The 25,617-nt window shown below is 63.4% G+C and carries 22 protein-coding genes; 4 read left to right on the forward strand and 18 right to left on the reverse strand.

The window, feature by feature from the left end; translation table 11 throughout:
• The first annotated feature begins 230 nt into the window (after window positions 1-230).
• The 3 genes from gltB to hemE all read left to right on the forward strand — a co-directional run bounded on the left by gltB (window position 231) and on the right by hemE (window position 7,449).
• Window positions 231-4,676 carry a glutamate synthase large subunit gene (gltB, locus tag HX803_RS01330; RefSeq protein WP_178918598.1) on the forward strand — a complete coding sequence of 1,482 codons (4,446 nt, stop codon included), beginning with the start codon at window positions 231-233 and terminating at the stop codon, window positions 4,674-4,676.
• Between the two features lie 32 nt (window positions 4,677-4,708).
• Window positions 4,709-6,127: an FAD-dependent oxidoreductase gene (locus HX803_RS01335; protein WP_060755199.1), complete on the forward strand. Its 1,419-nt coding sequence runs from the start codon at window positions 4,709-4,711 to the stop codon at window positions 6,125-6,127.
• A 254-nt stretch (window positions 6,128-6,381) separates the two neighbouring features.
• Window positions 6,382-7,449: a uroporphyrinogen decarboxylase gene (hemE, locus tag HX803_RS01340; RefSeq protein WP_176997225.1), complete on the forward strand. Its 1,068-nt coding sequence runs from the start codon at window positions 6,382-6,384 to the stop codon at window positions 7,447-7,449.
• A 153-nt stretch (window positions 7,450-7,602) separates the two neighbouring features.
• Here hemE and HX803_RS01345 read toward each other — a convergent pair whose 3' ends face one another.
• Entirely contained in the window at window positions 7,603-8,877 is a 1,275-nt protein-coding gene (locus tag HX803_RS01345; RefSeq protein WP_178918599.1) for an MFS transporter, read from the reverse strand.
• 124 nt (window positions 8,878-9,001) lie between these two features.
• On the opposite strand from HX803_RS01345, the gene HX803_RS01350 reads away from it, so the two are divergent.
• Entirely contained in the window at window positions 9,002-9,895 is an 894-nt protein-coding gene (locus HX803_RS01350) for a LysR family transcriptional regulator (protein WP_178918600.1), read from the forward strand.
• A gap of 131 nt (window positions 9,896-10,026) precedes the next feature.
• Here HX803_RS01350 and HX803_RS01355 read toward each other — a convergent pair whose 3' ends face one another.
• The 17 genes from HX803_RS01355 to HX803_RS01435 are packed head-to-tail and all read right to left on the reverse strand — an operon-like array spanning window position 10,027 to window position 25,613.
• Window positions 10,027-10,422 carry a hypothetical protein gene (locus HX803_RS01355; protein ID WP_178918601.1) on the reverse strand — a complete coding sequence of 132 codons (396 nt, stop codon included), beginning with the start codon at window positions 10,420-10,422 and terminating at the stop codon, window positions 10,027-10,029.
• Between the two features lie 26 nt (window positions 10,423-10,448).
• Window positions 10,449-11,675, reverse strand: coding sequence for a beta-ketoacyl-ACP synthase (locus HX803_RS01360; RefSeq protein ID WP_176997219.1), 1,227 nt, complete (start codon window positions 11,673-11,675; stop codon window positions 10,449-10,451).
• The gene (gene fabG / locus HX803_RS01365) at window positions 11,675-12,403 is read right to left on the reverse strand and encodes a 3-oxoacyl-ACP reductase FabG (protein WP_178918602.1); all 729 of its coding nucleotides are present in this window, start codon (window positions 12,401-12,403) and stop codon (window positions 11,675-11,677) included. The genes HX803_RS01360 and fabG overlap by 1 nt, the downstream gene beginning before the upstream one ends.
• Window positions 12,400-12,861 (reverse strand): hotdog family protein, encoded by a 462-nt coding sequence (locus HX803_RS01370; RefSeq protein ID WP_178918603.1) that lies wholly within the window; start codon window positions 12,859-12,861, stop codon window positions 12,400-12,402. The genes fabG and HX803_RS01370 overlap by 4 nt, the downstream gene beginning before the upstream one ends.
• Window positions 12,858-14,024 (reverse strand): beta-ketoacyl-[acyl-carrier-protein] synthase family protein, encoded by a 1,167-nt coding sequence (locus HX803_RS01375; protein WP_178918604.1) that lies wholly within the window; start codon window positions 14,022-14,024, stop codon window positions 12,858-12,860. Before HX803_RS01375 ends, HX803_RS01370 begins: the two co-directional genes overlap by 4 nt.
• Window positions 14,021-14,503, reverse strand: coding sequence for a hypothetical protein (locus HX803_RS01380; protein ID WP_178918605.1), 483 nt, complete (start codon window positions 14,501-14,503; stop codon window positions 14,021-14,023). Before HX803_RS01380 ends, HX803_RS01375 begins: the two co-directional genes overlap by 4 nt.
• A complete protein-coding gene (locus tag HX803_RS01385; RefSeq protein WP_178918606.1) occupies window positions 14,500-15,234 on the reverse strand; it encodes a class I SAM-dependent methyltransferase in 735 nt (244 codons plus the stop codon). The genes HX803_RS01380 and HX803_RS01385 overlap by 4 nt, the downstream gene beginning before the upstream one ends.
• The gene (locus tag HX803_RS01390; protein WP_178918607.1) at window positions 15,231-16,478 is read right to left on the reverse strand and encodes a tryptophan 7-halogenase; all 1,248 of its coding nucleotides are present in this window, start codon (window positions 16,476-16,478) and stop codon (window positions 15,231-15,233) included. The genes HX803_RS01385 and HX803_RS01390 overlap by 4 nt, the downstream gene beginning before the upstream one ends.
• A 33-nt stretch (window positions 16,479-16,511) precedes the next feature.
• Window positions 16,512-18,824: an MMPL family transporter gene (locus HX803_RS01395; RefSeq protein WP_178918608.1), complete on the reverse strand. Its 2,313-nt coding sequence runs from the start codon at window positions 18,822-18,824 to the stop codon at window positions 16,512-16,514.
• Window positions 18,814-19,524, reverse strand: a complete 711-nt coding sequence (locus HX803_RS01400) for an outer membrane lipoprotein carrier protein LolA (protein ID WP_178918609.1) — start codon at window positions 19,522-19,524, stop codon at window positions 18,814-18,816. The genes HX803_RS01395 and HX803_RS01400 overlap by 11 nt, the downstream gene beginning before the upstream one ends.
• Window positions 19,518-19,946 carry a thioesterase family protein gene (locus HX803_RS01405; protein ID WP_178918610.1) on the reverse strand — a complete coding sequence of 143 codons (429 nt, stop codon included), beginning with the start codon at window positions 19,944-19,946 and terminating at the stop codon, window positions 19,518-19,520. The genes HX803_RS01400 and HX803_RS01405 overlap by 7 nt, the downstream gene beginning before the upstream one ends.
• A complete protein-coding gene (gene hutH / locus HX803_RS01410) occupies window positions 19,939-21,480 on the reverse strand; it encodes a histidine ammonia-lyase (RefSeq protein WP_178918611.1) in 1,542 nt (513 codons plus the stop codon). The genes HX803_RS01405 and hutH overlap by 8 nt, the downstream gene beginning before the upstream one ends.
• Window positions 21,464-22,399: a glycosyl transferase gene (locus HX803_RS01415; RefSeq protein WP_178918612.1), complete on the reverse strand. Its 936-nt coding sequence runs from the start codon at window positions 22,397-22,399 to the stop codon at window positions 21,464-21,466. Before HX803_RS01415 ends, hutH begins: the two co-directional genes overlap by 17 nt.
• Window positions 22,396-23,130: a glycosyltransferase family 2 protein gene (locus HX803_RS01420; protein ID WP_178918706.1), complete on the reverse strand. Its 735-nt coding sequence runs from the start codon at window positions 23,128-23,130 to the stop codon at window positions 22,396-22,398. The genes HX803_RS01415 and HX803_RS01420 overlap by 4 nt, the downstream gene beginning before the upstream one ends.
• Window positions 23,131-23,149: 19 nt before the next feature.
• Window positions 23,150-24,820 carry an acyl-CoA synthetase family protein gene (locus tag HX803_RS01425; protein ID WP_178918613.1) on the reverse strand — a complete coding sequence of 557 codons (1,671 nt, stop codon included), beginning with the start codon at window positions 24,818-24,820 and terminating at the stop codon, window positions 23,150-23,152.
• A complete protein-coding gene (locus HX803_RS01430; RefSeq protein WP_178918614.1) occupies window positions 24,817-25,362 on the reverse strand; it encodes a hypothetical protein in 546 nt (181 codons plus the stop codon). The genes HX803_RS01425 and HX803_RS01430 overlap by 4 nt, the downstream gene beginning before the upstream one ends.
• Window positions 25,359-25,613: an acyl carrier protein gene (locus HX803_RS01435; RefSeq protein WP_003187949.1), complete on the reverse strand. Its 255-nt coding sequence runs from the start codon at window positions 25,611-25,613 to the stop codon at window positions 25,359-25,361. Before HX803_RS01435 ends, HX803_RS01430 begins: the two co-directional genes overlap by 4 nt.
• Window positions 25,614-25,617: the final 4 nt, after the last annotated feature.

The raw sequence follows: 25,617 nt of genomic DNA on the forward strand, positions 1-25,617 counted from the left end.
GTCAGAATTAAAAAAGTTTTGACTAGCACAGCATATCGCTTTAAACCTTTCATAAATGCGACATAGATTTGCGACATTTCGTCGCTAAATTTGTGAGCGTTCGTGTCGGTGTGTACAATGACCTCCCTTTTGCCCCCGCTAAGCCGGCGTACGTTCGGCGTGGAAGGTAACCGGTTGAATTGAAAAGAAATTTGCCTCGTTATAAGAGGCAGCCTGGTGAGAAAGTGTCTATGAAAGCAGGTCTGTACCAACCCGATGAATTCAAGGATAACTGCGGTTTCGGCCTGATAGCCCATATGCAGGGCGAACCCAGTCATACCCTTTTGCAAACGGCCATCGAGGCCCTGACCTGCATGACCCACCGCGGTGGGATCAACGCCGACGGCAAGACCGGTGACGGTTGTGGCTTGCTCATTCAAAAGCCCGATCTGTTCCTGCGCGCTGTCGCAAAAGAGCAATTTGCAGTCGACCTGCCCAAGCAGTACGCCGTGGGCATGGTGTTCTTCAACCAGGACCCGGTCAAAGCCGAGGCCGCTCGCGAGAACATGAACCGCGAGATCCTCGCTGCCGGCCTGCAACTCGTCGGCTGGCGCAAAGTGCCTATCGACACCAGCGTACTCGGCCGCCTGGCCCTGGAACGCCTGCCGCAGATCGAGCAAGTGTTCATCGCGGGCGAAGGCCTGAGCGACCAGGACATGGCGATCAAGCTGTTCACGTCCCGTCGTCGCTCGTCCGTGGCCAACGCCGCCGACACCGACCACTACATCTGCAGCTTTTCCCACAAGACCATCATTTATAAAGGCCTGATGATGCCGGCGGACCTCACCGCCTTCTATCCAGACCTGAGCGATGAGCGCCTGCAAACCGCAATCTGCGTGTTCCACCAGCGCTTCTCCACCAACACCCTGCCGAAATGGCCGCTGGCCCAGCCGTTCCGCTTCCTCGCCCACAACGGCGAGATCAACACCATCACCGGCAACCGCAACTGGGCCGTGGCCCGTCGCACCAAGTTCGCCAACGACCTGATGGACCTGGAAGAACTCGGCCCGCTGGTCAACCGCGTGGGTTCCGACTCCTCCAGCATGGACAACATGCTCGAGTTGATGGTCACCGGCGGCATCGACCTGTTCCGTGGCGTGCGCATGATTATTCCGCCAGCGTGGCAGAACGTCGAAACCATGGACCCGGACCTGCGTGCGTTCTACGAGTACAACTCGATGCACATGGAACCGTGGGACGGCCCGGCCGGCGTCGTAATGACCGACGGTCGCTACGCGGTGTGCCTGCTCGACCGTAACGGTCTGCGCCCGGCGCGCTGGGTCACCACCACCAACGGGTTCATCACCCTGGCGTCCGAAATCGGCGTGTGGGACTACAAGCCAGAAGACGTGATCGCCAAAGGCCGTGTTGGCCCTGGCCAGATCCTGGCCGTGGACACCGAAACCGGGCAGATCCTCGACACCGACGCCATCGACAACCGCTTGAAGTCGCGTCACCCGTACAAGCAATGGCTGCGCAAGAACGCCCTGCGCATCCAGGCGACCATGGAAGACAACGACCACGGTTCGGCTTTCTACGACGTCGACCAGCTCAAGCAGTACATGAAGATGTATCAGGTCACGTTCGAAGAGCGCGACCAGGTGCTGCGTCCGCTCGGCGAGCAAGGCTACGAGGCCGTCGGCTCCATGGGCGATGACACGCCGATGGCCGTGCTGTCCCAGCGCGTGCGCACGCCGTACGACTACTTCCGCCAGCAGTTCGCCCAGGTGACCAACCCACCGATCGACCCGCTGCGCGAAGCCATCGTGATGTCCCTGGAAGTGTGCCTCGGTGCCGAGCGCAACATCTTCCAGGAATCGCCTGAGCACGCCTCCCGCGTAATCCTCAGCTCGCCGGTGATTTCGCCGGCCAAGTGGCGCTCGTTGATGACCCTGGATCGCCCGGGCTTCGACCGCCAGATCATCGACCTGAACTACGACGAGAGCCTCGGCCTTGAAGCCGCCGTGCGCAACGTCGCCGACCAGGCCGAAGAAGCCGTGCGCGCCGGTCGTACCCAGATCGTGCTGACCGACCGTCACATTGCCCCAGGCAAGCTGCCGATCCACGCCTCGCTGGCCACCGGCGCGGTGCATCACCGCCTGACCGAGAAAGGCCTGCGCTGCGACTCCAACATCCTCGTCGAAACTGCCACCGCGCGTGACCCGCATCACTTTGCGGTGTTGATCGGCTTCGGCGCCTCGGCGGTGTACCCGTTCCTGGCCTACGAAGTGCTGGGCGACCTGATCCGTACCGGTGAAGTACTGGGCGACCTCTACGAGGTGTTCAAGAACTACCGTAAAGGCATCACCAAGGGCTTGCTGAAGATCCTGTCGAAGATGGGTATCTCCACCGTCACGTCCTACCGTGGCGCGCAATTGTTCGAAGCCATCGGCTTGTCCGAAGAGGTGTGCGAACTGAGCTTCCGTGGCGTGCCAAGCCGCATCAAGGGCGCGCGTTTCGTCGACATCGAAGCCGAGCAGAAAGCCCTGGCAGCTGAAGCCTGGAGCGCGCGCAAGCCGATCCAGCAAGGCGGCCTGCTGAAGTTCGTGCACGGTGGCGAATACCATGCGTACAACCCGGACGTGGTCAACACCCTGCAAGCCGCCGTGCAGCAGGGCGACTACGCCAAGTTCAAGGAATACACCTCGCTGGTGGATAACCGCCCGGTGTCGATGATCCGTGACCTGTTCAAGGTGAAGACCCTGGACACGGCGATGGACATCAACGAAGTCGAGCCGCTGGAATCGATCCTCAAGCGCTTTGACTCCGCCGGTATCTCCCTGGGCGCCTTGTCGCCCGAGGCTCACGAAGCCCTGGCCGAAGCCATGAACCGCCTGGGTGCGCGTTCCAACTCCGGCGAAGGCGGTGAAGACCCGGCGCGCTACGGCACCATCAAGAGCTCGAAAATCAAGCAGGTCGCGACCGGCCGCTTTGGTGTTACCCCGGAATACCTGGTCAACGCCGAAGTGCTGCAGATCAAGGTGGCCCAAGGCGCCAAACCGGGTGAAGGTGGCCAGCTACCGGGCGGCAAGGTCAACGGTCTGATCGCCAAGCTGCGTTACGCAGTGCCGGGCGTGACCCTGATCTCGCCTCCACCGCACCACGACATCTACTCGATTGAAGACTTGTCGCAGCTGATTTTCGACCTGAAACAAGTCAACCCGCAGGCCCTGGTCTCGGTGAAACTGGTAGCAGAAGCCGGCGTCGGCACCATCGCCGCTGGCGTGGCCAAGGCCTATGCCGACCTGATCACCATCTCCGGCTACGACGGCGGTACCGGTGCTTCGCCGCTGACCTCCATCAAGTACGCCGGCGCACCGTGGGAACTCGGCCTGGCCGAAACCCACCAGACCCTGCGCGGCAACGACCTGCGCGGCAAGGTGCGTGTACAGACCGACGGCGGCCTGAAAACCGGCCTCGACGTGATCAAGGCTGCGATCCTCGGCGCCGAAAGCTTCGGCTTCGGTACTGCGCCAATGATCGCCCTGGGGTGCAAATACCTGCGTATCTGCCACCTGAACAACTGCGCCACTGGCGTCGCCACTCAGAACGAGAAGCTGCGCAAGGATCACTACATCGGCACCGTCGACATGGTGGTGAATTTCTTCACCTACGTCGCCGAAGAGACCCGTGAGTGGCTGGCCAAGCTGGGCGTGCGTTCCCTCGAAGAGCTGATCGGTCGTACCGATCTGCTGGAAATCCTCGAAGGCCAGACCGCCAAGCAGCACCACCTGGACCTCACGCCGTTGCTCGGCAGCGATCACGTCCCGGCCGACAAGCCGCAGTTCTGTGGTGTGGACCGTAACCCGCCGTTCGACAAAGGCCTGCTGGCCGAGAAGATGGTGGACATCGCAGGTCGCGCAATCAGCGAAGCCAGCGGTGGCGAATTCGAACTGGATATCTGCAACTGCGACCGTTCCATCGGCGCACGCATCTCCGGCGAAATCGCACGCAAGCACGGCAACCAGGGCATGGCCAAGGCGCCGATCACCTTCCGCTTCAAGGGCACTGCAGGCCAGAGCTTTGGCGTGTGGAACGCCGGTGGCCTGCACATGTACCTAGAAGGCGACGCCAACGACTACGTGGGCAAGGGCATGACCGGCGGCAAGCTGGTGATCGTTCCGCCTAAAGGCAGCGTCTACAAGACCCAGGACAGTGCCATCATCGGCAACACCTGCTTGTACGGCGCCACCGGTGGCAAGCTGTTCGCGGCCGGTACTGCCGGTGAGCGTTTCGCCGTGCGTAACTCCGGTGCTCACACCGTGGTGGAAGGCACTGGCGATCACTGCTGCGAGTACATGACCGGGGGCTTTGTCGCGGTACTGGGCAAGACCGGTTACAACTTCGGTTCGGGCATGACCGGCGGTTTCGCCTACGTGCTCGACCAGGACAACACCTTCGTCGACAAGGTCAACCACGAGTTGGTCGAGATCCAGCGGATCAGCGGCGAAGCCATGGAGTCCTACCGGAACCACTTGCAGCACGTGCTGGACGAGTACGTCGAGGAAACCGGCAGCGAATGGGGCCGCAACCTCGCCGAAAACCTCGATGATTACCTGCGTCGTTTCTGGCTGGTCAAGCCCAAGGCTGCCAACTTGAAATCGTTGCTTTCCAGCATCCGTGCCAACCCGCAGTGATATGCGCCTGAAGAGTTTGATGAGGTTTTAACATGGCTGAACGTCTGAATAACGACTTCCAGTTCATCGATGTCGGGCGCAAAGATCCGAAGAAGAAACTGTTGCGTCAACGCAAGAAAGAGTTCGTGGAAATCTACGAGCCCTTCAAACCCCAGCACTCGGCCGACCAGGCCCACCGCTGCCTGGGGTGCGGTAACCCGTATTGCGAATGGAAGTGCCCGGTGCACAACTTCATTCCCAACTGGCTCAAGCTGGTGGCCGAGGGCAACATCCTCGCCGCCGCCGAGCTGTCGCACCAGACCAACACCCTGCCGGAAGTCTGCGGCCGGGTGTGCCCGCAAGACCGTCTGTGTGAAGGTGCCTGCACCCTCAACGACGGCTTCGGCGCGGTGACCATCGGTTCGGTGGAGAAGTACATCACCGACACCGCGTTCGCCATGGGCTGGCGCCCGGACATGTCCAAGGTCAAGCCGACCGGCAAGCGCGTTGCCATCATCGGTGCCGGCCCTGCTGGCCTGGGCTGTGCCGACGTCTTGGTACGTGGCGGCGTGACTCCGGTGGTGTTCGACAAGAACCCGGAAATCGGCGGCCTGCTGACCTTCGGTATCCCCGAGTTCAAGCTGGAAAAAACCGTCCTGAGCAACCGTCGTGAAGTGTTTACCGGCATGGGCATCGAGTTCCGCCTGAACACCGAGGTCGGCAAAGACGTGACCATGGAGCAACTGCTCGAAGAATACGATGCCGTGTTCATGGGCATGGGCACCTACACCTACATGAAGGGCGGCTTTGCCGGTGAGGATCTGCCAGGCGTCTACGACGCGCTGGACTTCCTGATCGCCAACGTGAATCGCAACCTGGGTTTCGAAAAGTCGCCGGAAGACTTCGTCGACATGAAGGGCAAGAAGGTCGTGGTGCTGGGCGGTGGTGACACCGCGATGGACTGCAACCGCACTTCGATCCGCCAGGGCGCCAAGTCGGTGACCTGTGCGTACCGTCGTGACGAAGCCAACATGCCGGGTTCGCGCAAAGAGGTGAAGAACGCCAAGGAAGAAGGCGTGAAGTTCCTCTACAACCGCCAGCCGATTGCGATCGTGGGTGAAGACCGCGTCGAAGGCGTGAAGGTGGTCGAGACCCGTCTCGGCGAGCCGGACGCCCGTGGCCGCCGCAGCCCCGAGCCGATCCCGGGTTCCGAAGAGATCATCCCGGCCGACGCCGTGGTCATCGCTTTCGGTTTCCGCCCAAGCCCGGCGCCGTGGTTCGAGCAGTTCCAGATCCAGACCGACAGCCAGGGCCGCGTCGTGGCCCCGGAGCAAGGCCAGTACAAGCACCAGACCAGCAACCCGAAGATCTTCGCGGGTGGCGACATGGTGCGCGGTTCTGACCTGGTGGTCACCGCGATCTTCGAAGGCCGCAATGCCGCCGAAGGGATCCTGGATTACCTGCAGGTCTGACCCTGGCCCTGGGTTGAAATGGGCTCAAAATGTGGGAGCTGGCTTGCCTGCGATGCAGGCAACTCGGTCTATCAGTTAGACCTAGGTGATGCCATCGCAGGCAAGCCAGCTCCCACACAAACCCCATTCCACATTGGGGTTTGCGACGCCAGTCATTGCGACAAATTGACCCGATAGACAAAAGGCACGGCTCACTCCGTGCCTTTTGCGTCTGGCTCTGAGAAAATGCCCGCACTTTTTTTGCGGATGCCGACATGACTGCCCTCAAGAACGACCGTTTCCTTCGTGCCCTGCTCAAGCAACCCGTGGACGTCACCCCTGTGTGGATGATGCGCCAGGCCGGTCGCTACCTGCCGGAATACCGCGCCAGCCGCGCCAACGCCGGTGATTTCATGAGCCTGTGCATGAACCCGGAGTTCGCCTGCGAAGTCACGATGCAGCCGCTGGACCGCTACCCACAACTGGACGCGGCCATCCTCTTTTCCGACATCCTCACCATCCCTGACGCCATGGGCCAAGGCCTGTACTTCGAAACCGGCGAAGGCCCGCGTTTCAAGAAAGTCGTGAGCACCCTGGCCGACATCGAAGCCCTGCCGATCCCGGATCCGCACAAAGACCTCGGTTACGTGATGGACGCCGTCAGCACCATCCGCCGCGAACTCAACGGCCGCGTGCCGCTGATCGGTTTCTCCGGCAGCCCGTGGACCCTGGCCACCTACATGGTCGAAGGCGGCTCGTCGAAAGACTTCCGCAAGACCAAAGCCATGCTCTACGACAACCCGCAAGCCATGCACCTGCTGCTGGACAAGCTGGCGCAGTCGGTCACCTCCTACCTCAACGGCCAGATCATGGCCGGCGCGCAAGCGGTGCAGATCTTCGATACGTGGGGCGGCAACCTGTCGGCGGCGGCGTACCAGGAGTTTTCCCTGGCCTACATGCGCAAGATCGTCAGCGGCCTGATCCGCGAACACGAAGGCCGTAAAGTGCCGGTCATCCTGTTCACCAAGAACGGCGGCCTGTGGCTGGAAAGCATCGCCGACGCCGGTGCCGACGCACTGGGCCTGGACTGGACTTGCGACCTGGGCGAAGCCCGCCAGCGCGTGGGCAACCGCGTCGCGCTGCAAGGCAACATGGACCCGACCGTGCTCTACGCCAAGCCGGAAGCGATCCGCACCGAAGTCGGCCGCATCCTGGCCAGCTACGGCAAGGGCACCGGGCACGTGTTCAACCTGGGCCACGGCATCACGCCGGAAGTGAACCCGGAACATGCGGGCGCGTTCCTGCGTGCGGTGCATGAGCTGTCGGCGCAATATCACGAATAAAAAAAGCCCGGTTTGATACCGGGCTTTTTCATGCCTGAACACAAGTCAAAATGTGGGAGCTGGCTTGTCGAATCGTCGCACCGCTGCGATAGCTGCATTGAATTCACCGCCGCTATCGCAGGCAAGCCAGCTCCCACATAAAAGCAAATAGCCTTAGACCTTCACGTCTCCCAACGGCGGCAACTTCGCCAGCTTCAACGCCACCAGCAACGCGCCAATCAACAGCGCCACGATAAACGCCCCAATCCCATTCCACCCGGCAAAGTGCCAGAAGAACCCGCCCGCTGTCCCGGCAATACTCGACCCCACGTAGTAGCAGAACAGGTACAGCGACGACGCCTGCCCCTTGGCTTTCACCGCGCGACGGCCGATCCAGCTGCTGGCCACCGAGTGGGCGCCGAAGAAGCCGAAGGTGAAGATCAGCATGCCTGGCACCACCAGCCACAGTGGGGTGAACAGCGTCAGGGCCATGCCGGCGAGCATCAGCACGATGGTGCCCCACAGCACGCGACGGCGGCCTAGGCGGTCGGCGAGGGAGCCGATTTTGGCCGAACTGTAAATGCCCGAGAGGTACACCAGCGACAGCAAGCCCACCACGGCCTGGCTCAGGCCATACGGGTCGGCGAGCAGGCGATAGCCGATGTAGTTGAACATCGTCACGAACGCGCCCATCAGCAAGAAGGCTTCAAGAAACAGCCACGGCAAGCCGGCGTCCTTGAAGTGCATGACAAAACCATCGAGCAAGGTGCGCGGCTTGAGGCTGCTGGCGCGGAAGTTGCGCGATTCGGGGAGGATTTTCCAGAACACCGTGGCGGCGATCAGGGCCAGGGCGCCGATGATCAGCATTGCGGTGTGCCAGCTCACAAAATCGATCAGCACGCCGATGATCAGCCGCCCGCTCATGCCGCCAATGGCATTGCCGCCGATGTAGAGCCCCATCGCCAGGCCGATGTGCTGCGGGTGGATCTCTTCGCTCAGGTAGGTCATCGCAACGGCGGCCAGGCCGCTCAGCGACAGGCCCACCAATGCGCGCATGAACAGAATGCCTTCCCAGGTCGGCATCAGGCCGCTGGCAATGGTCGCCAGGGCGGCGCAGAACAGTGCGGACACCATCACCGGCTTGCGCCCCAGGGTGTCGGAGATCGGCCCGGTGATCAGCAGACCCAGCGCCAGCATCGCGGTCGCCACCGACAGGATCAGGCTGCTTTGTGCCGCATTGATGGAAAATTCGTGGGACAGCGCCGGCATCATCGGTTGCACGCAGTACAGCAGGGCAAAAGTGGCGAAACCGCCGGAGAACAGCGCCAGCACCGTGCGCATGAACATCGGCGTGCCTTTTTCGATGTACTGCTCGTTGAGCTGGGCGACGACTTCGTCCAGGGCGGTAGGCGGGACTTCTTGAGCGAGTGGAGCGACAGCAGCTTTCACGGGGACCTCGGGGAGGAAGAGCAGGCCAGGACCGGCACTGCAAAAAAGAATATAGCTGGCTAATGATTCTTTCCAATATATTGTTCGACCTGTTTAAGAGCTTTTACGACCTAATGAGGCTTGCATGGAATTGCGTCACTTGCGGTACTTCATCGCCGTCGCCGAAGAACTGCATTTCGGCCGCGCCGCGCAGGTGCTGGGCATCTCGCAACCTCCGCTGAGCCAGCAGATCCAGGCGCTGGAGCAAGAAGTCGGTGCACGGTTGTTCGAGCGTACCAATCGTCGGGTCGAGCTGAGCGAGGCGGGACGACTGTTCCTGCACGAGGCGCGATTGGTGCTGGCCCAGGTCGACAAGGCTTCCGATGTGGCACGGCGTGCGCAATTGGGCGAACTGGGTGAGCTGAAGATCGGCTTCACCTCCTCGGCACCGTTCAACGCCAGCATCCCCAAGGCGATCTTCGCGTTTCGCCAGGCATTCCCGGCGGTGCATCTGAACCTGCAGGAAATGAGCAGTACCGAGGTGGCTGACTCGCTGGTGGATGAGTCGATCCAGGTCGGCCTGATGCGCCCGCTGCCGCTGCCGGATTCCCTGAGTGTGGTCGAACTGATGCGCGAGCCACTGGTGGCTGTATTGAGCGCCGGCCACCCACTGGCACACGGCAGTGAACGAGGCCTGCACCTGGCGCAGCTGGCGCAGGAGCCGTTCGTGTTTTTCCCACGCAGCTACGGCAGCGGCCTCTATGCGCAACTGATCAACCTGGCCCGAGACGCCGGTTTCAGCCCGCACTTCGCCCAGGAAGCCGGGGAGGCCATGACCATCATCGGCCTGGTGGCGGCGGGGCTGGGCGTATCGGTGCTGCCGGCGTCTTACCAGCGCATCCGGATCGACGGGGTGGTGTATCGCACGCTGCTGGATGAAGAAGCGATGACAGCCGTGTGGCTGGTGCAACGAAAAGGCGCGCAAACGCCAATGGCCCAAGCGTTTGTCGAACTGCTGACCCGCAAAGCAACCTTGTAGTGAGCGGGCTTGCCCCGCGCGGCAGCGTGTCAGGTATGTTGAGGCGTCTGGTGCCCCGTGCGGCGGCGTGTCAGTCGGCTCAAACGAACCTGACACACCGCCGCGTGGGGCAAGCCCGCTCACTACATGACTTAGTTCATGCCATTACTGCGCAGCGCCGCCATGATGTCGCGGTCGAGCATGCTCACCCAGCGGTTGTAGTTGCGATGGATCGTACCGTCCTTGTAGCCCAGGTCGCGGCTGTCGCGGTAGGTGATGGCGTAGCTGTTGCGGGTGTAGCGGATGTCGATGGCGGCATAAAACTGGTTACGCACGTTGATCTCGGCCTGCACCAGTTGCGGGCTCAGGCGCTGGACCGTCCATTCGCGCTTTTGCAGGGCGTTGACGATGATCACCTTCATTTTCTCTTCACTGACCTGGGTGTTGGCCGGCAGGTCGTGCTGGGTGTTGAGGATCGGTTTGTTGGTGCAACCGGCGGTGACCAACAGGGCCAGGGTGATCAGGGTAGCGCGTAGCAAGGAAGACATTCCGTATTCTCCAATCGATTTAACAGTCAGGACCAGCGGCGAAAGATCAGCGACGTGTTGACGCCGCCAAAGGCAAAGTTGTTGTTCATTACGTAGTCGTGGTGCATCTCGCGAAATTCACCCTGCAGGTAATCCAGTTCGCCGCACTGCGGGTCCACTGAATCCAGGTTGAAGGTGTGCACGTACTGGTTGCGGTTCATCATCTCGATGCTGAACCACGACTCAAGCGCCCCGCAGGCCCCCAGGGTGTGGCCAAGGAAACTCTTCTGCGAGCTGATGGGCATGCGGCTGCCGAACAGGCTGCTGGTGGCCAGGGTCTCGGCGATGTCGCCCTGGTCGGTAGCCGTGCCGTGACCGTTGACGTAGCCGATCGCAGAGGGTTCCAGTCCGGCATCTTCCAGCGCCAATTCCATCGCACGGCGCATGGTTTTCTGCTCGGGGCGAGTGGTGTGCTGGCCGTCGGCGTTGCTGCCGAAGCCGACCAGCTCGGCGTGGATATGCGCCCCACGGGCCAGCGCGTGCTCCAGTTCTTCGAGCACCAGCATGCCGCCGCCTTCACCGATCACCAAGCCATCGCGGCCGCTGTCGTAGGGGCGCGGGCTGGTCTGGGGGGCGTCGTTTTTCAGGCTGGTGGCGTACAGCGCATCGAACACCATGGCTTCGGTCGGGCACAGCTCTTCGGCACCCCCGGCGAGCATCAACGGCAAACGTCCGAACTTGATTGCCTCGTAGGCATACCCGATGCCCTGGCTACCGCTGGTGCAGGCGCTGGAGGTGGGGATCAACCGCCCGGTGAGGCCGAAGAAGATGCTGATATTCGCCGCCGTGGTGTGCGGCATCATGCGCACATAGGAGTTGGCGTTCAGCCCCTCGGCCACTGAGTTCAGCAGCATATTGCCGAACGCTTTGATCTCGTCGGTGCTGCCGGTGGACGAACCGCAGGCCACGCCCATGCGCCCGTCTTTGATCGACTCGTCGCCGAGCAGGCCGGCGTCCTGCAGCGCCTGCTCTGCGGCCCATACGGCGAGGCGCGAAACACGGCCCATGCTGCGCAGCTGCTTGCGCGTCCAGTGGGCGGGCACGACGAAGTCGTCGATCGGCCCGGCCAGGCGCGTGTTCAATTCAGTGAAACGGTCCCACTCGTCCATGCGCCGGATGCCGCTGCGGTTGGCGCGGAAGTTGGCGGCGATGGTCTCCCAATCGCCACCCAGGGAGGTCATGCCGGCCATGCCGGTGACTACGACGCGCTTCATCAGCACAGGCCTCCGTTTACGGCCAGCACCTGGCGCGTGATATAGCCGGCCTCGGCCGACATCAGGAAATTCACCGCGCCGGCCACCTCTTCCGGAGTGCCCATGCGCTGCGCGGGGATCATCTTCATCAGCTCTTCCACCGGCACATTCTCATCAAGCATCGCCGTGTCGATCAGGCCGGGCGCCACGCAGTTGACCGTGATCTTGCGCTTGCCCAGCTCGATGGCCAGGGCCTTGGCGGCGCCGATCAAACCGGCCTTGGAGGCGCTGTAGTTGACCTGGCCACGGTTGCCGATCAAGCCGGACACCGACGTGATGCACACGATACGCCCGGCCGCGCGACGTCGGATCATCGGCATCATCACCGGGTGCAGCACGTTGTAGAACCCGTCGAGGTTGGTGCGCATCACCACGTCCCAGTCGTCTTCCGACAGGGCCGGGAATGCACCGTCGCGGGTCAGGCCGGCGTTGAGCACCACGCCGTAGTAGGCGCCGTGCTGTTCCACGTCGGCTTCGAGGATTGCCTTGCACACGGCACGGTCCGCCACATCGAACTGCAGCACCCGCGCCTTGCGGCCCAGGGCTTGGATTTCGACTTGCACTGCGTCGGCTTCGGCGCGGCCACTGCGGCAATGCAGCACGATGTCATGGCCGGCCTGGGCCAGGCGCAAGGCGATGGCGCGGCCGATGCCACGGCTGGAGCCGGTGACCAGTACGGATTCAGTCATGGCGTTACGTCCTTCGATTCATCTAAATAGTTGGCCGCCTGGGGCGGTCGGAATACGTTCAAGCGGGCGCTAGCCAAAATGCCATCACCGGTCAGGTGGCATTCGAACACACCCATGCCATTGTCGTCTTCCAGGGAACGCAGGCCGTGGATGGTCAGCTCGGCGCCGGCTGGGAAGTGTTCCACATTGCATTCGTACTTGCGTGTGCCCAACAGGAAACCCAGTTCCACGGCTTCGCCTTTCTGGCGCGCACGGCAGCCGGCGTAGGCCGCGACACTTTGCGCCATCAGCTCGATACCGACCCACGCCGGCAGGCTGCCGTCGTCGTGGCTGAACAGGCCACCGGGCTTGACGGTGACGCGGGTGTGAACCTGCTCTTCATCGAACGACAACACTTGGTCGATCAGGATCATGTCGCCCGCGTGGGGCAGCAGTTCAGCGAGTGGCCAATCGATCATGGGGCCTCTGCGATTATCAGGCTGACGTTGTTGCCGCCGAAGGCAAACGAATTGCTCATCAGGCAGCGTTTTTTCAAGGTGTCACCGGCTTGCGCCCAGTGCAGGGCCGGCAGCGCCGGGTCGGCCTGGCCGTCCCAGACATGGGGCGGCACCACGCCGTGGGCCAGGCTCAACCAGCAGAACGCGGCCTCCAGTGCACCGGCGGCGCCCAGGGTGTGGCCGCTCATGGGCTTGGTCGACGAACAGGCCACGCCTTGGGGGAACAGTTGGGCAACCGCCAGGCTTTCCATGGCGTCATTGTGTTGGGTCGCCGTGCCGTGCAGGTTCAGGTAACCGATCTGCTCGGGCGCAAGTTTGGCGCTGGCCAGCGCCTTGCGCATCGCTTGCAGCGCGCCCTTGCCGGTGGGTTCCGGCGCGGAGATATGGTGCGCGTCGCAGCTGGCGCCACTGCCCAGCAGCGCGATGGGCGCGGTCTCGCGGCTCATCAGGAACAGCACTGCGGCTTCGCCGATGTTGATGCCGTTGCGGTTCACCGAGAACGGGTTGCAACGCTGGCTCGACACGGCTTCCAGCGAGGTGAAGCCGTTGAGGGTCAGCTTGCACAGGCTGTCGACGCCGCCGCAGATCACCGCATCGCACACCCCCAGGTCCAGCAGGCGCTGGGCACTCATCAGTGCGCGCGCGCTGGAGGTGCAGGCGGTGGAAATCACATACGCCGGGCCGCTCACTTGCAGCCAGTCGGCGAGGAAGTTGGCCGGTGCGCTGAGTTCCTGTTGCTGGTAGTCGTAATCACCGGGGAACTGGTTGTCGCGCAGGTAATGCGCAATACCACGGCTCGCCTCGTCAATGCCCGACGTACTGGTGCCGAGCACAATGCCGACCCGCGAGGCGCCATACGTTTCAATGGCCTGACGGATCTGTGCCTCAATCTGCAGCGCCGCTTCCAGCAACAGCTGGTTATTGCGGCTGCTTTGCTGGTTCAGCTCCGTTGGGATGGTCGCCAATTCACCGGGCACGCCGGCCACCGGCAGCACACGCTCCGGTACCCAGCCGCTTTCGGCGCGCATGCCGGAACAGTCGCCGGCAAACAGGCTGCGACTGACTTCGTCCTGGCCACGGCCGAGGGCACAGATTACGCCGAGGGCGTTGAGGTAGGCGGTCATCGTGCGGCCCCCAGCGGGCTGACGCGGTAGCTCAACGGTTGCCCGCTCATGTTCACACTGAAGACCTCAGACGACTGGTACACGATCTGCCAGTGGCCGGGCAGCGTGCGGGTAAGGTCCATGGCCTGCGCGGTGGGATACAGCTTTCGCACATCGTCCGCCGACGTCAGGGCGAATAACAGGGCGGCGAACAACTCCCGCGCCTGGGGGTTGGGCGGCAGCAAGCCGTCGGCCTGCCACTGGCCATCGACCAGCTTCTGCCGGGCTTGGGGAATGCCCAGCGGGTCCATCATCGACCAGCGAATCGCACCGCCTTCTCGCTGGATCACCAGCAGCCAGTCCTGGCTTTGACCGTCTGCCTGGCGCTGAACATGCAGTTGCATGGGCAGCGTCAGGGTCGGGATTTTCTCGGGCAGCGGTGGCTGGCTGGCGCAAGCGCTCAGCAGCAACAGGCAGCCGATCAGCAGCAGACGCATCATAGTGCCGGGCCCGCCAAGGGTTTGCGTGCCACGCAGTTCACCAGGGTTTCCTCACGCTGCCCCACCGGCGGCGGGTTGCGCAGGCCCCAGCGCTCCAGCAGGCCAAAGTCGCTGGAGCGACTCCACCACAGGTACGGGTAGGAGACGTTCTGCGGGCCAAATTCGAAGCCCTGATCGCTCAGCATCTCCAGGTATTCCTCGGCGCTTTTCTGCACGTGCATGGGGTGGCGGAACAGCCAGCGAATCACCCAGGTGTCGATGTACGCTTCGGTGGATTCGGCAAACAGCAGATAACCGCCCGGCTTGAGCACGCGGTAAAACTCCTTCAGCGCGCGATGCTGCTCCACCAGGTGGTGGAAGGTCTGGTGGCAGAACAGGATGTCGACGCTTGCGTCCGGCACCTCGAGGGTGGCGCAGTCGCTGCCGATCAGCTCCACATCCAGGCCCTGGCGCGCAGCTTCGGCCTTGCTCAATGCCAGGCTGTGAGGGTCGGCGTCCAGGCCGATCAAGCGGGCAGGGGCGAACACCTGCTGCAACAGCTTGAAGGATTTGCCCTGGCCGCAGCCGGCATCCAGCAGCACTGGCGCCACCGGCAGCGGCTCGCTGAACAGGCTGCGCAGGTCGTTGATCGCTACGCGCAGTACATGGTGCTGCCAGGTGTGGCTGCGCAGAAACCAGAAACCGAACTTGGTTTCCTCGACGTAGTTTTTACTGAGGTATTGAGTGCTCACGCGGCATCCCCTGCACAAATCTGCGACAACATCCGTAGCCGTCGCTTGGGCTCACTGACAAACGGGTTGCGCTCGTCCCACGCATAGCCGGCGAGGATCGAGCTGATCATCCGGCGAATCTCCGGCGAACTGCCAGGATGGAAGATTACATCCTGGAAGGTGCCGGCATACCAGCCTTCGACGTAGCAACGGAAGGTGTCGACACCGCGCTTCAACGGCTCGGCAAACTCGGTTTGCCAGTCCACCGTCTCGCCGTTCAATTGGCGATGCAACAGGCCTGCGGCCATGCTCGCCGAACGCATGGCGATGGTCACGCCGGAAGAGAATACCGGGTCGAGGAATTCCGCCGCGTTGCCCAGCAGCGCAAAGCCTGGGCCGTGCAGGCTTTTGACGTTGGCCGCGTAACCGCCGATGGTGCGCGCCGGGGTGTCCCACACCGCGTTTTTCAGCACGCTGGACAGGCTTGGGGTTTCGTCGATAAAGCCGCGCAGGCACGCATCGAGGTCACCGTCGCGGCCGTCGAAATGTTCCTTGGCCGCGACCACCCCCACCGAGCAGCGACCGTTGCTGAACGGGATGGTCCAGAACCAGATATCGCGCTGCGTCGGGTGCGTGGTGACGAGGATCTTGGTGCGGTCAAAGCCCGGGTGTTCGATGCGGTCTTCGACGTGAGTGAACACCGCCTGGCGCACCGGGAAATCCGACGGTACATCCAGGTCCAGCAGGCGCGGCAGCACGCGGCCGTAACCGCTGGCATCCAACACGAACGTGGCCTTGAGGTGGTACTCGCTGCCGTTCTCGCGGCGCACGTGCAGGTAGCGGCAATCGCCTTTGAAGTCCACGCCGACGAGGGTTTCGCCGTAGCGGATCTCCACCCCTTGCAGCGCGGCCTGGTCAGCCAGCAACTTGTCGAAGTCACCGCGCTGCACCTGGAAGGTGGTGGGCTTGCCGTTGCTGAAGGTATCGCTGAAATCAAACGCACTGTAGCGCTCGCCCCAGGCGAACGCGGCGCCGGTTTTCAGCTGGAACCCCGCGGCCTGCACCGCGTCGAGCATACCGGCTTCTTCGATGAAGTCGATGCAGTGGGACAACAGGCTTTCGCCGATGGAAAAACGTGGAAAATGCTGGCGCTCGATGACCAGTACGTCATGCCCTTTGCGCTTGAGCAGAGCTGCCGCGATGGCGCCGGACGGCCCGGCACCGATCACCACGACCTGGCGACGTTCCATTTCAACTGTGGGCACGAGGGCTCCTTGCCGCGTTGGCGATAATCGGGTTCATGAGGCGTGCTTCTGATGGCCGGCCCAGGGCGCCAGCATAAAGCTGAAAGCCAGGCCCAGGCTGACCGACAGGCCGAAATTGCTCACCGCTGGCGTACTTGAGACCGCCAGCAGGCCGAACGACAGCCAGGTGGTCAGCGCGGCCAGCAGCGTCCCCAGCAGGCTGACCGCTGCGCCGCCGATCTGCTCGCGCATCAGGATCGCGTAATCCACGCTGATGGCGGTGACCAGCAGCAGGCCGAACAGGCTGAACAGTGTGAGCGGTTGGCCCAGCCAGCCGAGGCTGGCCAGGCTGCACAGTGCGGCCAGCAAGGGCAGTGCGACGATGCGCAAGGCACCGCCGAAACCGAAGGGCAGGATCAGCAGCAACACGATCAGTACGCACGACATCAACTTCAATTCGGCGGCGCTGATCTGCGTGTCGGCGAATACCCGGTTCAAATCACCGAGGCGATCCACCAATTGCACTCCCGGCAAGTCCACTGCCTGCACCCGTAGCAAGGCGGGGTTGTTCAAGCCTTGCAGGCTGACCATGGCGGCCACGCCGCCGTCCACCTGGCCCAGCCACAGTGTGCGCCAGGGCTCGGCGAGCGGGCCTGCCAGCGCGGCGTCGATGTCTTGGGTGGGCAGCGCTTGCAGGTGCGCGACTTCGGCTTGCAAGGCCGCAGCAGGAACGCCCAGGTCGAGCAGCGGTTGCCAGTGTTGTGGCAATGCGTTCAGCGCATCCCGCAGTTGCTGTTGCTCGGCGGGCAGGCTGACCAGTTGATTCAGCGCCAGGTAGCCCTGGAGCTTGTCCATGTTCACCAACTGATCCAGGCGCTGGCCCAGTGCGGCCTGACGCTCCAGCAACTGCTGCTGGTTGTCGGCCCGCACCAGGAAAAACTGGCTGGTGGGTTGGAATCCGGTGATACGCGCCACGGCCTGCGCTTCTTGCAGCAACTGCGGCGGGGCACCGATCCACTGGCGGATATCGTTCTTGGTGTTCAAGTGCCACAAGCCACCGGCGCAAAACAGCAGCACCAGCACCAGCAACACCGAACTTGGCACGCGCTTGAGCAACGAGGTGCGCATCCGCCACAGGCATTCGGCGATACGCAGCGGCCATTGCGCCGGGCGCAGTTCCACGCCCTTGAGCAGGGCCGGCAACAGGCACACCGCCGACAAGTACGCGCCCACCAGGCCGGCAGCGGAGAACACTGCGATCTGGGTCAGCGCCGGGAACGGCGTCCAGGCCAGCGCCAGGTAGCCGATGCAACTGGTGGCCAGGCTCAGGCTCAGCCCCGGCAGCGTGATGCGCAGCGCCGGCCAACTGCGCCACGGCTGCAGGCTCCAGCTCTTGGACAGGTAATGCAGCGGGTAATCCACCGCCACGCCAATCAGGCTCGAGCCCAGCACCAAGGTCATCACATGCATGTGGCCAAACAGCGCCACACAGGCCACCGCGCCAAACAGCATGCCCACCAGCACCGGCACAAACGCCAGCAGCACACGCCAGCGACGAAACGCCAACAACAGCAATAACAGAATGCCCACGGTGGCGCCGCCGCCGACCCAGGTGATTTCCCGCGTGGCCTGCTGTTGGCCATTGGCGGCATACAACAGGCCGCTGGCAGCGAGCAGTTGCGCACCTTGCCCGCTGGCCTGTTCACGGCTGGCCTTGAGCAAATCTGCCACTTGCAGCGGCAGCTTCATATCGAAAGCATTGCCGGTGGTGCGCGCGCGTAGCAGCACCCAGTTTTTACCGTCGGCATCGGCAATCAGGGCACCGCTGCCAATGTCCAGTTGCACTGAACCGTGCTGCGGCTGGCTGTTCTGGATGCGCCCGGTCAAACCCAGCCAGTCGTCCTGGCTCGGCACCAGGCTGAACCCGGTGAAGGGGTCGAACAGCGCTTGCACGCGCTGCTGGATAAACGTGTCGGGGTGGTCGATCAGTTGTTCGCGGTCCTTGGCCGAGAGCATCGCCAGGCGCCCGCGCAGCAATTGCTCGCGCAGCGCCGGCAGGTCGGCTTGCAGGTTCCACTGCACTTTTTCAAACAGCCCGCTGGCCTGCCAGCGCTCGCCTAACTGCTGCGCCACGGCCACCGCTTGTTGGCGGTCGGCGTGCCCGACCAGCACCAGCATCTCGCGGTTCAGGGGTTCCTGCATGCGCTGTTCGGCTTGCTGTTCCAAGGCGTCCGGCGTGTTGCCCGGCACCAGTTCCATCAAGTTGGCCGACAACGGCGCGCCATGGCGCCACTGCCAGCCGGCCAGGGCCAGCACGGCCACCAGCAGGATCAGGAACAGGCGCGGTAGCAGACGCTCACTGGGCAAAGTCGTGTTTCTCCGCATCGCTCAGGGGCTGGTCGGCACGGCTGTCCTGCATGCGCAGCACGGTGCTGTCGCCCTGGGTTTCCAGCAGCTCGATCTTCTGCACCAGCTCGCCGCCGTCGATATTGATCTGGGTGAAGACCTGTTTTAACAGCAACGAGCGTGGGATCAGCGTGAGCTTCCACCCGTTGGCTTCGCCTTGCAGCTGCAACTCGAAATCACGCTGCAAACCACTGCTGTCGCCTTGGAGCACGGCGAGGAAAAGGCGATTCTGCTCGGCGCCGGCGCTCTTGTTTGGCAGCAACTGCCAGCCATTGGCGTCACGGCGGGCAATGCCTTGGGCGCTGATGCGGTAGTCCTGTTGCAGCGGGGTCTTGAGCAGCCAGAGCAGGCCGTGGTCCTTGGCCAGCACGAAGGTGCCTTTGCTGACCAGGGGCTGGGGCAGGGCACGCAGGTGTTTTTCCTGGGTGAAGGCACCGTGGATCACGGAGGGTTTGGCGAGTTGATCGCTGAGTTGCTGCAGGTCAAAAGCGTGGGCCGTGCCTGCAACGCTGAGCAGCAGAATAAACGCGATCCATGTGGGAGCGGGCTTGCTCGCGAATGACCTGAGAGCGCTGCGGCGTGTCAGGTACACAGTGATATCGTTGACGATCTTCGCGAGCAAGTCGAATCGTCGCACCGCCGCTCCCACAGTGGTCAGCATTTCAAGGCCCTTTCTACGGCGTCGGTGAAAACTCTGGGGGAGACCAGCTGCATCTCTCGACTGGCGACCTCAACCGCGACCTGCACCGTGCTGGCACGGGTCAAGCGCTCGCCACTGGCCAGGTCGGTGATCAGGTAATTGACCTTCAAGCGGTTCTCCCATTCCACCAGGCTGGCGCGCACGTTGATCGTCTGGCCGAACACGGCGCCGCGCACGTAGCGCAGCTGCATGTCGATCACCGGCCACGCATAGCCGGATTCCAGCATCGCCGTGTAGTTATGGCCGAGCTTGTCCAGCAACGCACAGCGCGCCACTTCCAGGTACTTCACGTAGTGCCCGTGCCAGACGACGTTCATGGTGTCGACGTCGAAAAAAGGCACGAGGATTTCAGTGTCGCAGTGCAGCACGCCCTGGCTACGCATGCAGCCTCCAGTGTTGTTCGGCAATGCGTTGCAGGCACAGACGCAGTTCGCCTTCCAGGGCGCGGTCTTCGATCACCGGCGGGAAGTCTTTGGCAAGCTCTTCATGCATGGCGGCCAGGGCCGGAGGCAATGGGCGAGCGTCGTCGGCCTGGGCGCGCAGCCACACCCCTTGGTTGGCGGCGAGCAGGGTGGCGGCCGCGACTTGTTCGGTCAGCTCCAGCACACGGATCGCATCGCGGGCGGCGATGGTGCCCATGCTCACTTTGTCCTGGTTATGGCATTCGGTGGAGCGCGAGAACACGCTGGCCGGCATGGTGTTTTTCAGGGCTTCGGCGGTCCAGGCGCTGGTGCCGATCTGCACGGCCTTGAAGCCGTGGTTGATCATCGCGCGGTCGGCCGGCGCGCCGGACAGGTTGCTCGGCAGGCCGTGGTTGTAACGCACGTCCACCAGCAGCGCGAGCTGGCGGTCGAGCAGGTCGGCCACGTTGGCCACCAGGGTCTTGAGGCTGTCCATGGCGAAGGCGATGTGGCCGCCGTAGAAGTGACCGCCGTGCAGCACGCGTTCTTCTTCGGCATCGATGATCGGGTTGTCGTTGGCGCTGTTCAGTTCGGTTTCGATGAACGAACGCAGCCAGCCCAGGCTGTCGGCCAGCACACCCAGCACGTGCGGTGCGCAACGCAACGAGTAGCGGTCTTGCAGGCGATGCAGCGGCGCGGTCGGCGCGTCGATGGCCAAGTCCTTGCGCAGCCAGGCAGCCACTTGCATCTGCCCCGGGTGCGGCTTGGCGGCGAACAGGCGTTCATCGAAGTGTTCCGGGTTGCCTTGCAGCGCCACCACGTTCAACGCGGTGATGCGCGTGGCCAGTTGCAGCAGATAGTCGGCACGGGCAAACGCCAGGCAGGCCAGGCCGGTCATCACCGCGGTGCCGTTCATCAACGCCAGGGCTTCCTTGGGACGCAACACCAGCGGGTTCCAACCCAGTTCGCGGTGCACGTCGGCCGCCTGGCGGCGTTCGCCACGGAACATCACTTCGCGCTCGCCGGACAAGGTCGCGGCCACGTAGGACAGCGGCGTCAGGTCACCGCTGGCGCCCACCGAGCCTTCTTCCGGGATCAGCGGCAGCACGTCGTGTTCGAGGAACGCGTGCAGGCGCTCCAGCAGCTCCACGCGCACCCCGGACACGCCGTGGCACAGTGACTGCAGCCGCGCTGCCAGCACCGCGCGGGTGGCTTGGGCGTCGAGCAACTTGCCCAGGCCGCAACCGTGGAAGGTGTACAGGTGACGCGGCAGCGCTTCGACGTGCTGCAACGGCACGGCCACCACGCAGGAGTCGCCGTAGCCGGTGGTCACGCCGTAAATCACGCCTTCCTTGTCCAGCAGCGAGTCGAGGAACTGCGCGCCCTTGGCGATGCGCTGGCGATACGCCGCGTCGCCCTGCAATCGGGTAGGCGCCTGACGGTTGGCCAGGGCCAGCACGTCTTCAATGCGCAGGGGGCGTTCGCCAAAGGTTACCGGCTCAAGATGCGTCGTCATCGGTCTTCCAGAAAGGGTAAAAGTTGAACCATTGTTGGGGCGCTTCCAGGCAAAACTGGCCCAGGCGGGCGGCGTAGCGCTCGGTCCACTGAGCGATGACCTGCTCGCGGGTGGTGCGCTTCCATTCGATCAATTCGGCGAAAGGCTCAATGCTCAGGCGATAGCGGCCATTGTGTTTCAGGCACATCAGCAGGTTCACCGGGCATTTGAGCAACCCGGCCAGCAACCACGGGCCTTGCGGGAAGGCGGCGCTGTGCCCGAGGAAATCCACGTGTACCGTGCGTCCGCCATGCAGCGGCACGCGGTCACCCGCGATGGCCAGCCACTCGCCTTCGTCCAGGCGCTGGCTGAGCAGCAGCATGGTGGCCGGGTCCAGCTCGCTGACCTGGATCAGGCGCAGATGGGTGGCTCCGGCTTCGCCCAGCAAGCGGTTGAATTGTTCGGCGTGCTTGGTGTGCACCAGCACGTTCATGGTGACCTGCTCGCCCAGCTCGGCGAGGGCGCGGCACACTTCGAGGTTGCCCAAGTGGGCGCCCACCAGCATCTGCCCGCGCTCACCGCGCAGTTGGTTGCGCAATTGCGCCGGGTCGTTGATTTCGATCTGTTCGATGCGCAGCTTGCCGTTCCACACGTCGAGCTTGTCGAGTAAGGAATCGGCGAAGGCCATGAACTGGCCAAAGACGCTTGTGTGGGTGGGGCGCAGCGCGTCTTGCCCGCTCCAGTCGGCCAGACGCTGCTGGTATTGCCAGGCGCTCTGGCGTGCGGTGCGACCGAACACGAAGAAGTACAACACGATGCCGTAGAGCACCGGGCTCAGCAGGCGACGGCCCAGCACTTTGGCGGCGATGGCCGTGAGTTTCATCAACAGGAAACTGCCGCGCTCCTCGCGGTCGGCCCAGTGCTTGGTGCTGTCGCTCATGCTTGCCACCGTCGCCACAGGATCATCGGCGCACGCACCAGCATGCCGAAGAACAGCCGGGTGTGCATGGCCGAGATGCGCACGTTGTCGCGGAACAAGCGAAAGTGCGACAAACCGTCGGCGGGGTAATGCACCCGGGTCGGCAGCCAGCGCATCGGCTGGTTGCGCCAGGCCAGGCGCACCAGGATGTCCGAGTCGAAATCCATGCGCGTGCCGATGCACGCCGAGTCCATCAACGCCAGCACCGGTGCCAGCGGGTACACGCGAAAGCCACACATCGAATCGCGGATCTGCAGCGATAGGGTGTTGATCCACACCCACACGTGGGTCAGGTAGCGCGCATACAGGCGGCCCTTGGGCACGCTGTCGTCGTATTCGGGGTAGCCGCAGATGATCGCATCGGGGTGACGGCGTGAGGTGTCGAGGAAAGTTTCGACTTCGCGCAGGTCGTGCTGGCCGTCGGCGTCCACTTGCAAGGCGTGGCTGTAGCCCAGGCGCGCGGCTTCGCGGAAGCCGGCCATGACGGCGCCGCCTTTGCCCTGATTGCTGGGCAGCGTCAGCAGGGTGACGTTATCCAGGGTGGCCAACTGTGCCAATACCGCTGCGCAGGCCGGGCTGCTGCCGTCATCGACCAACAGGCACGGCAGCCCACTGCCCAACAGGCTGTGGACCACGGCCGGCACGGCGGCTTCGTGGTTGTAGACCGGGATCAGGGCGCAGGGGTTATGCAAGCCCGCTCGCCACAAAGGCCTATTCACTTGGTGTCTCCAGCACGATGCGCCCGCTGGAGCAGGCCGCGACGCCATTGCGATAGGCAAAGTACAACTTGCCGCGTTCCTGGTCGAAGCGCAGGTGCAGTTCGATCGCATCGCCCGGGCGCACCAGTTGCTGGAACTTGAGCACTTCCATCCCGGCGAAGGTTGCAGGCAAGTCGAGCAATTGCTGGCCCAGATTGAACGCCCATTCCACCTGCACCACGCCCGGCAATACTGGGGTGACCGGGAAATGGCCGCTGAAATAGGCCAGGTCCGGCGGGACGCTGAGTTGCAAGGTCCATTCGCCATCGGATTCCACCTGCTCCAGCACTTCCGGGGCTTTCAGGCGGGGTGCCAGCAACAGCGCCTCGACCTGCGCCTGGGGCAGTTTGCCTTGGCTGTTCAGCGGCAGTTGGCGCAGCAAACGCCAGCGACGGGGCAAGGCCAGCGCCTCGCAATGCTGGCTCAAGTGCTGGCGCAGGGTTTGAGTGAGGGCGCGACGGCCCTGATTGCGCAAGGCGTGCAGGCCGTCGGCGCTGAGTACCACCAGCGCGCCGAGGGAGGCGCGGTTTTCCTGGACCACGCCCAGGCGGGTGTCGGCGACCCATGGGTGGGCTATCAACGCCTGTTCCAGCATGGGCAGGGAGATGCGTTTTTCTTCCAGCTTGACGATGCGGTCCAGGCGCCCGAGCAGCTCGAAACGGCCATCGGAGTGAATGCGCGCAGCATCAGCGGTCTGCTCGACATGGCCGGCGGGCAGGTAAGGGGAGGCGATACGCAGGGCGCCGTCGGCGTCCTGGCTCAGCACCACGTCGGCAAACGGCTGCCAAGGTTGTGCACCTTGGCGCCAGGCGATACCGCCGGTCTCGGAGCTGCCGAGGATTTCCGTCGGCCATTGCTGCAAGCGGTCGTAAAGCTCGCCCGCCGCTTCAACGGGCAAGGCGCCGCCCGACGAAAACACCCGGGATACCTGGCTCAGCGCCGGCCAGTCGAGGTTGTCGCCCATGCGCTTGAGCAACGCAGGGCTGGCGACCCAGGCGAACTGCGCGTGTTCGCGGCTGGCGCGCTGCAAGTCTTCGGGGAAGGCCAGTTGCTTGCGTACAAAGGTGCGGCCGGCGCACAACGGCCACAGCACGCGGAACAGTAAGCCGTAGATGTGCTGCGTGGCGACGCTACCGATGATGCAGGCGCGCTTGAGGTCCGGGCCCCACAGGGTTTCCAGCGCCTCTACTTCGTTGGCCAGTTGGCGCAGGGTCTTGTCGATGCGCTTGGGCTCGCCACTGGAACCGGAGGTGCACAGGCTCAGTTGGCAGGCGTCCAGGTCAAGGGCGGCGGCGCTTAAGGGTGCCTGGTATAGCGCGTCCAGGTCGGCGGCTTCGGTCAGCCAGCCGTCGACCGCCTCGTCCCAACGTTGACGGGTCTGCGGTTGCAGGTCGGCAGGCAGCAGTACGCTGACCCCGGCCCGCCACGCGCCGAGCAGGGCAATCGCCAACTGGCCGGCGTCTTCCAGGTACACGGCCAGGCGTTGGATACCGCGCGCTTGCAGGCCTGCAGCCAGGCTCAGGGCGTGGGCCCAGAGCTGGGCATGATTCATGTCAGGTTCGGTGGTGACCGGACGCTGTTCCAGTGGCTCAAGCAGCAAGTGCTCAAGTTTCAACCCATTCATACGCGGCCTCGAACCCTTTGTCGTACCAGCCATTCCACGGCAAACAACAGCCCCATCAACCCGTAGGCGATCAGGCCGTTGTACAACGTCCACCAGCTCAGCGGCGCCCACAGGGTGAGGGCGGCGGCGAGCAGGCCATTACACAGAAAGAACACACTCCACACCACCGTAACCTGGCGGGTGTACACGATGGCGTGGGGTGGCAGCACCGGGTCGGTCATGCGTGCCAGGCGCTCCACCATCGGCGGGCCGTATTTGAGGCTCAAGCCGAACAGCGACAACATGAACGCGCTGACCAGGCTCGGGTACCAGCGCAGCAGGTGCGGGTTGTCGAACCAGGCCAGTAGCAGGCAGAACACGATGATCGCCACGGCCATCCAGCGGCTGCCGGGGCGGCGTGCGCCGATAAGCGCGCGCAACAGCCACAGGCTGCCCAGCAGCAGGCCGAATTGCCACGGTGCGAAGTGCTCGGTGCCGTAATACACCGCAAAGGGGTACAGCAGGCCCGCCAGCAGCAAGCCCAGGCCGATCAGCCGGCTCATGCGGCAGGCTGGACCAGACGGTACACCGCCTCAACCACGTCGTTCACGGTGCGCACGGCCTTGAATTCTTCGGCGGCGATCTTCTTGCCGGTCTGGCGCTTGATATGGTCGATCAAGTCCACGGCATCAATGCTGTCGATTTCCAGGTCCTGGTACAGGTTGGCGTCAAGGGTGACGCGTTCCGGAGGCAGTTCAAACAGTTCCACCAAGGCATCGCGCAGGGTGTTGAAAATATCGTCACGAGTTTGCATGGTC

The organism is Pseudomonas sp. P7548, from assembly GCF_013386585.1.
In the GTDB taxonomy this organism is placed as follows: domain Bacteria; phylum Pseudomonadota; class Gammaproteobacteria; order Pseudomonadales; family Pseudomonadaceae; genus Aquipseudomonas.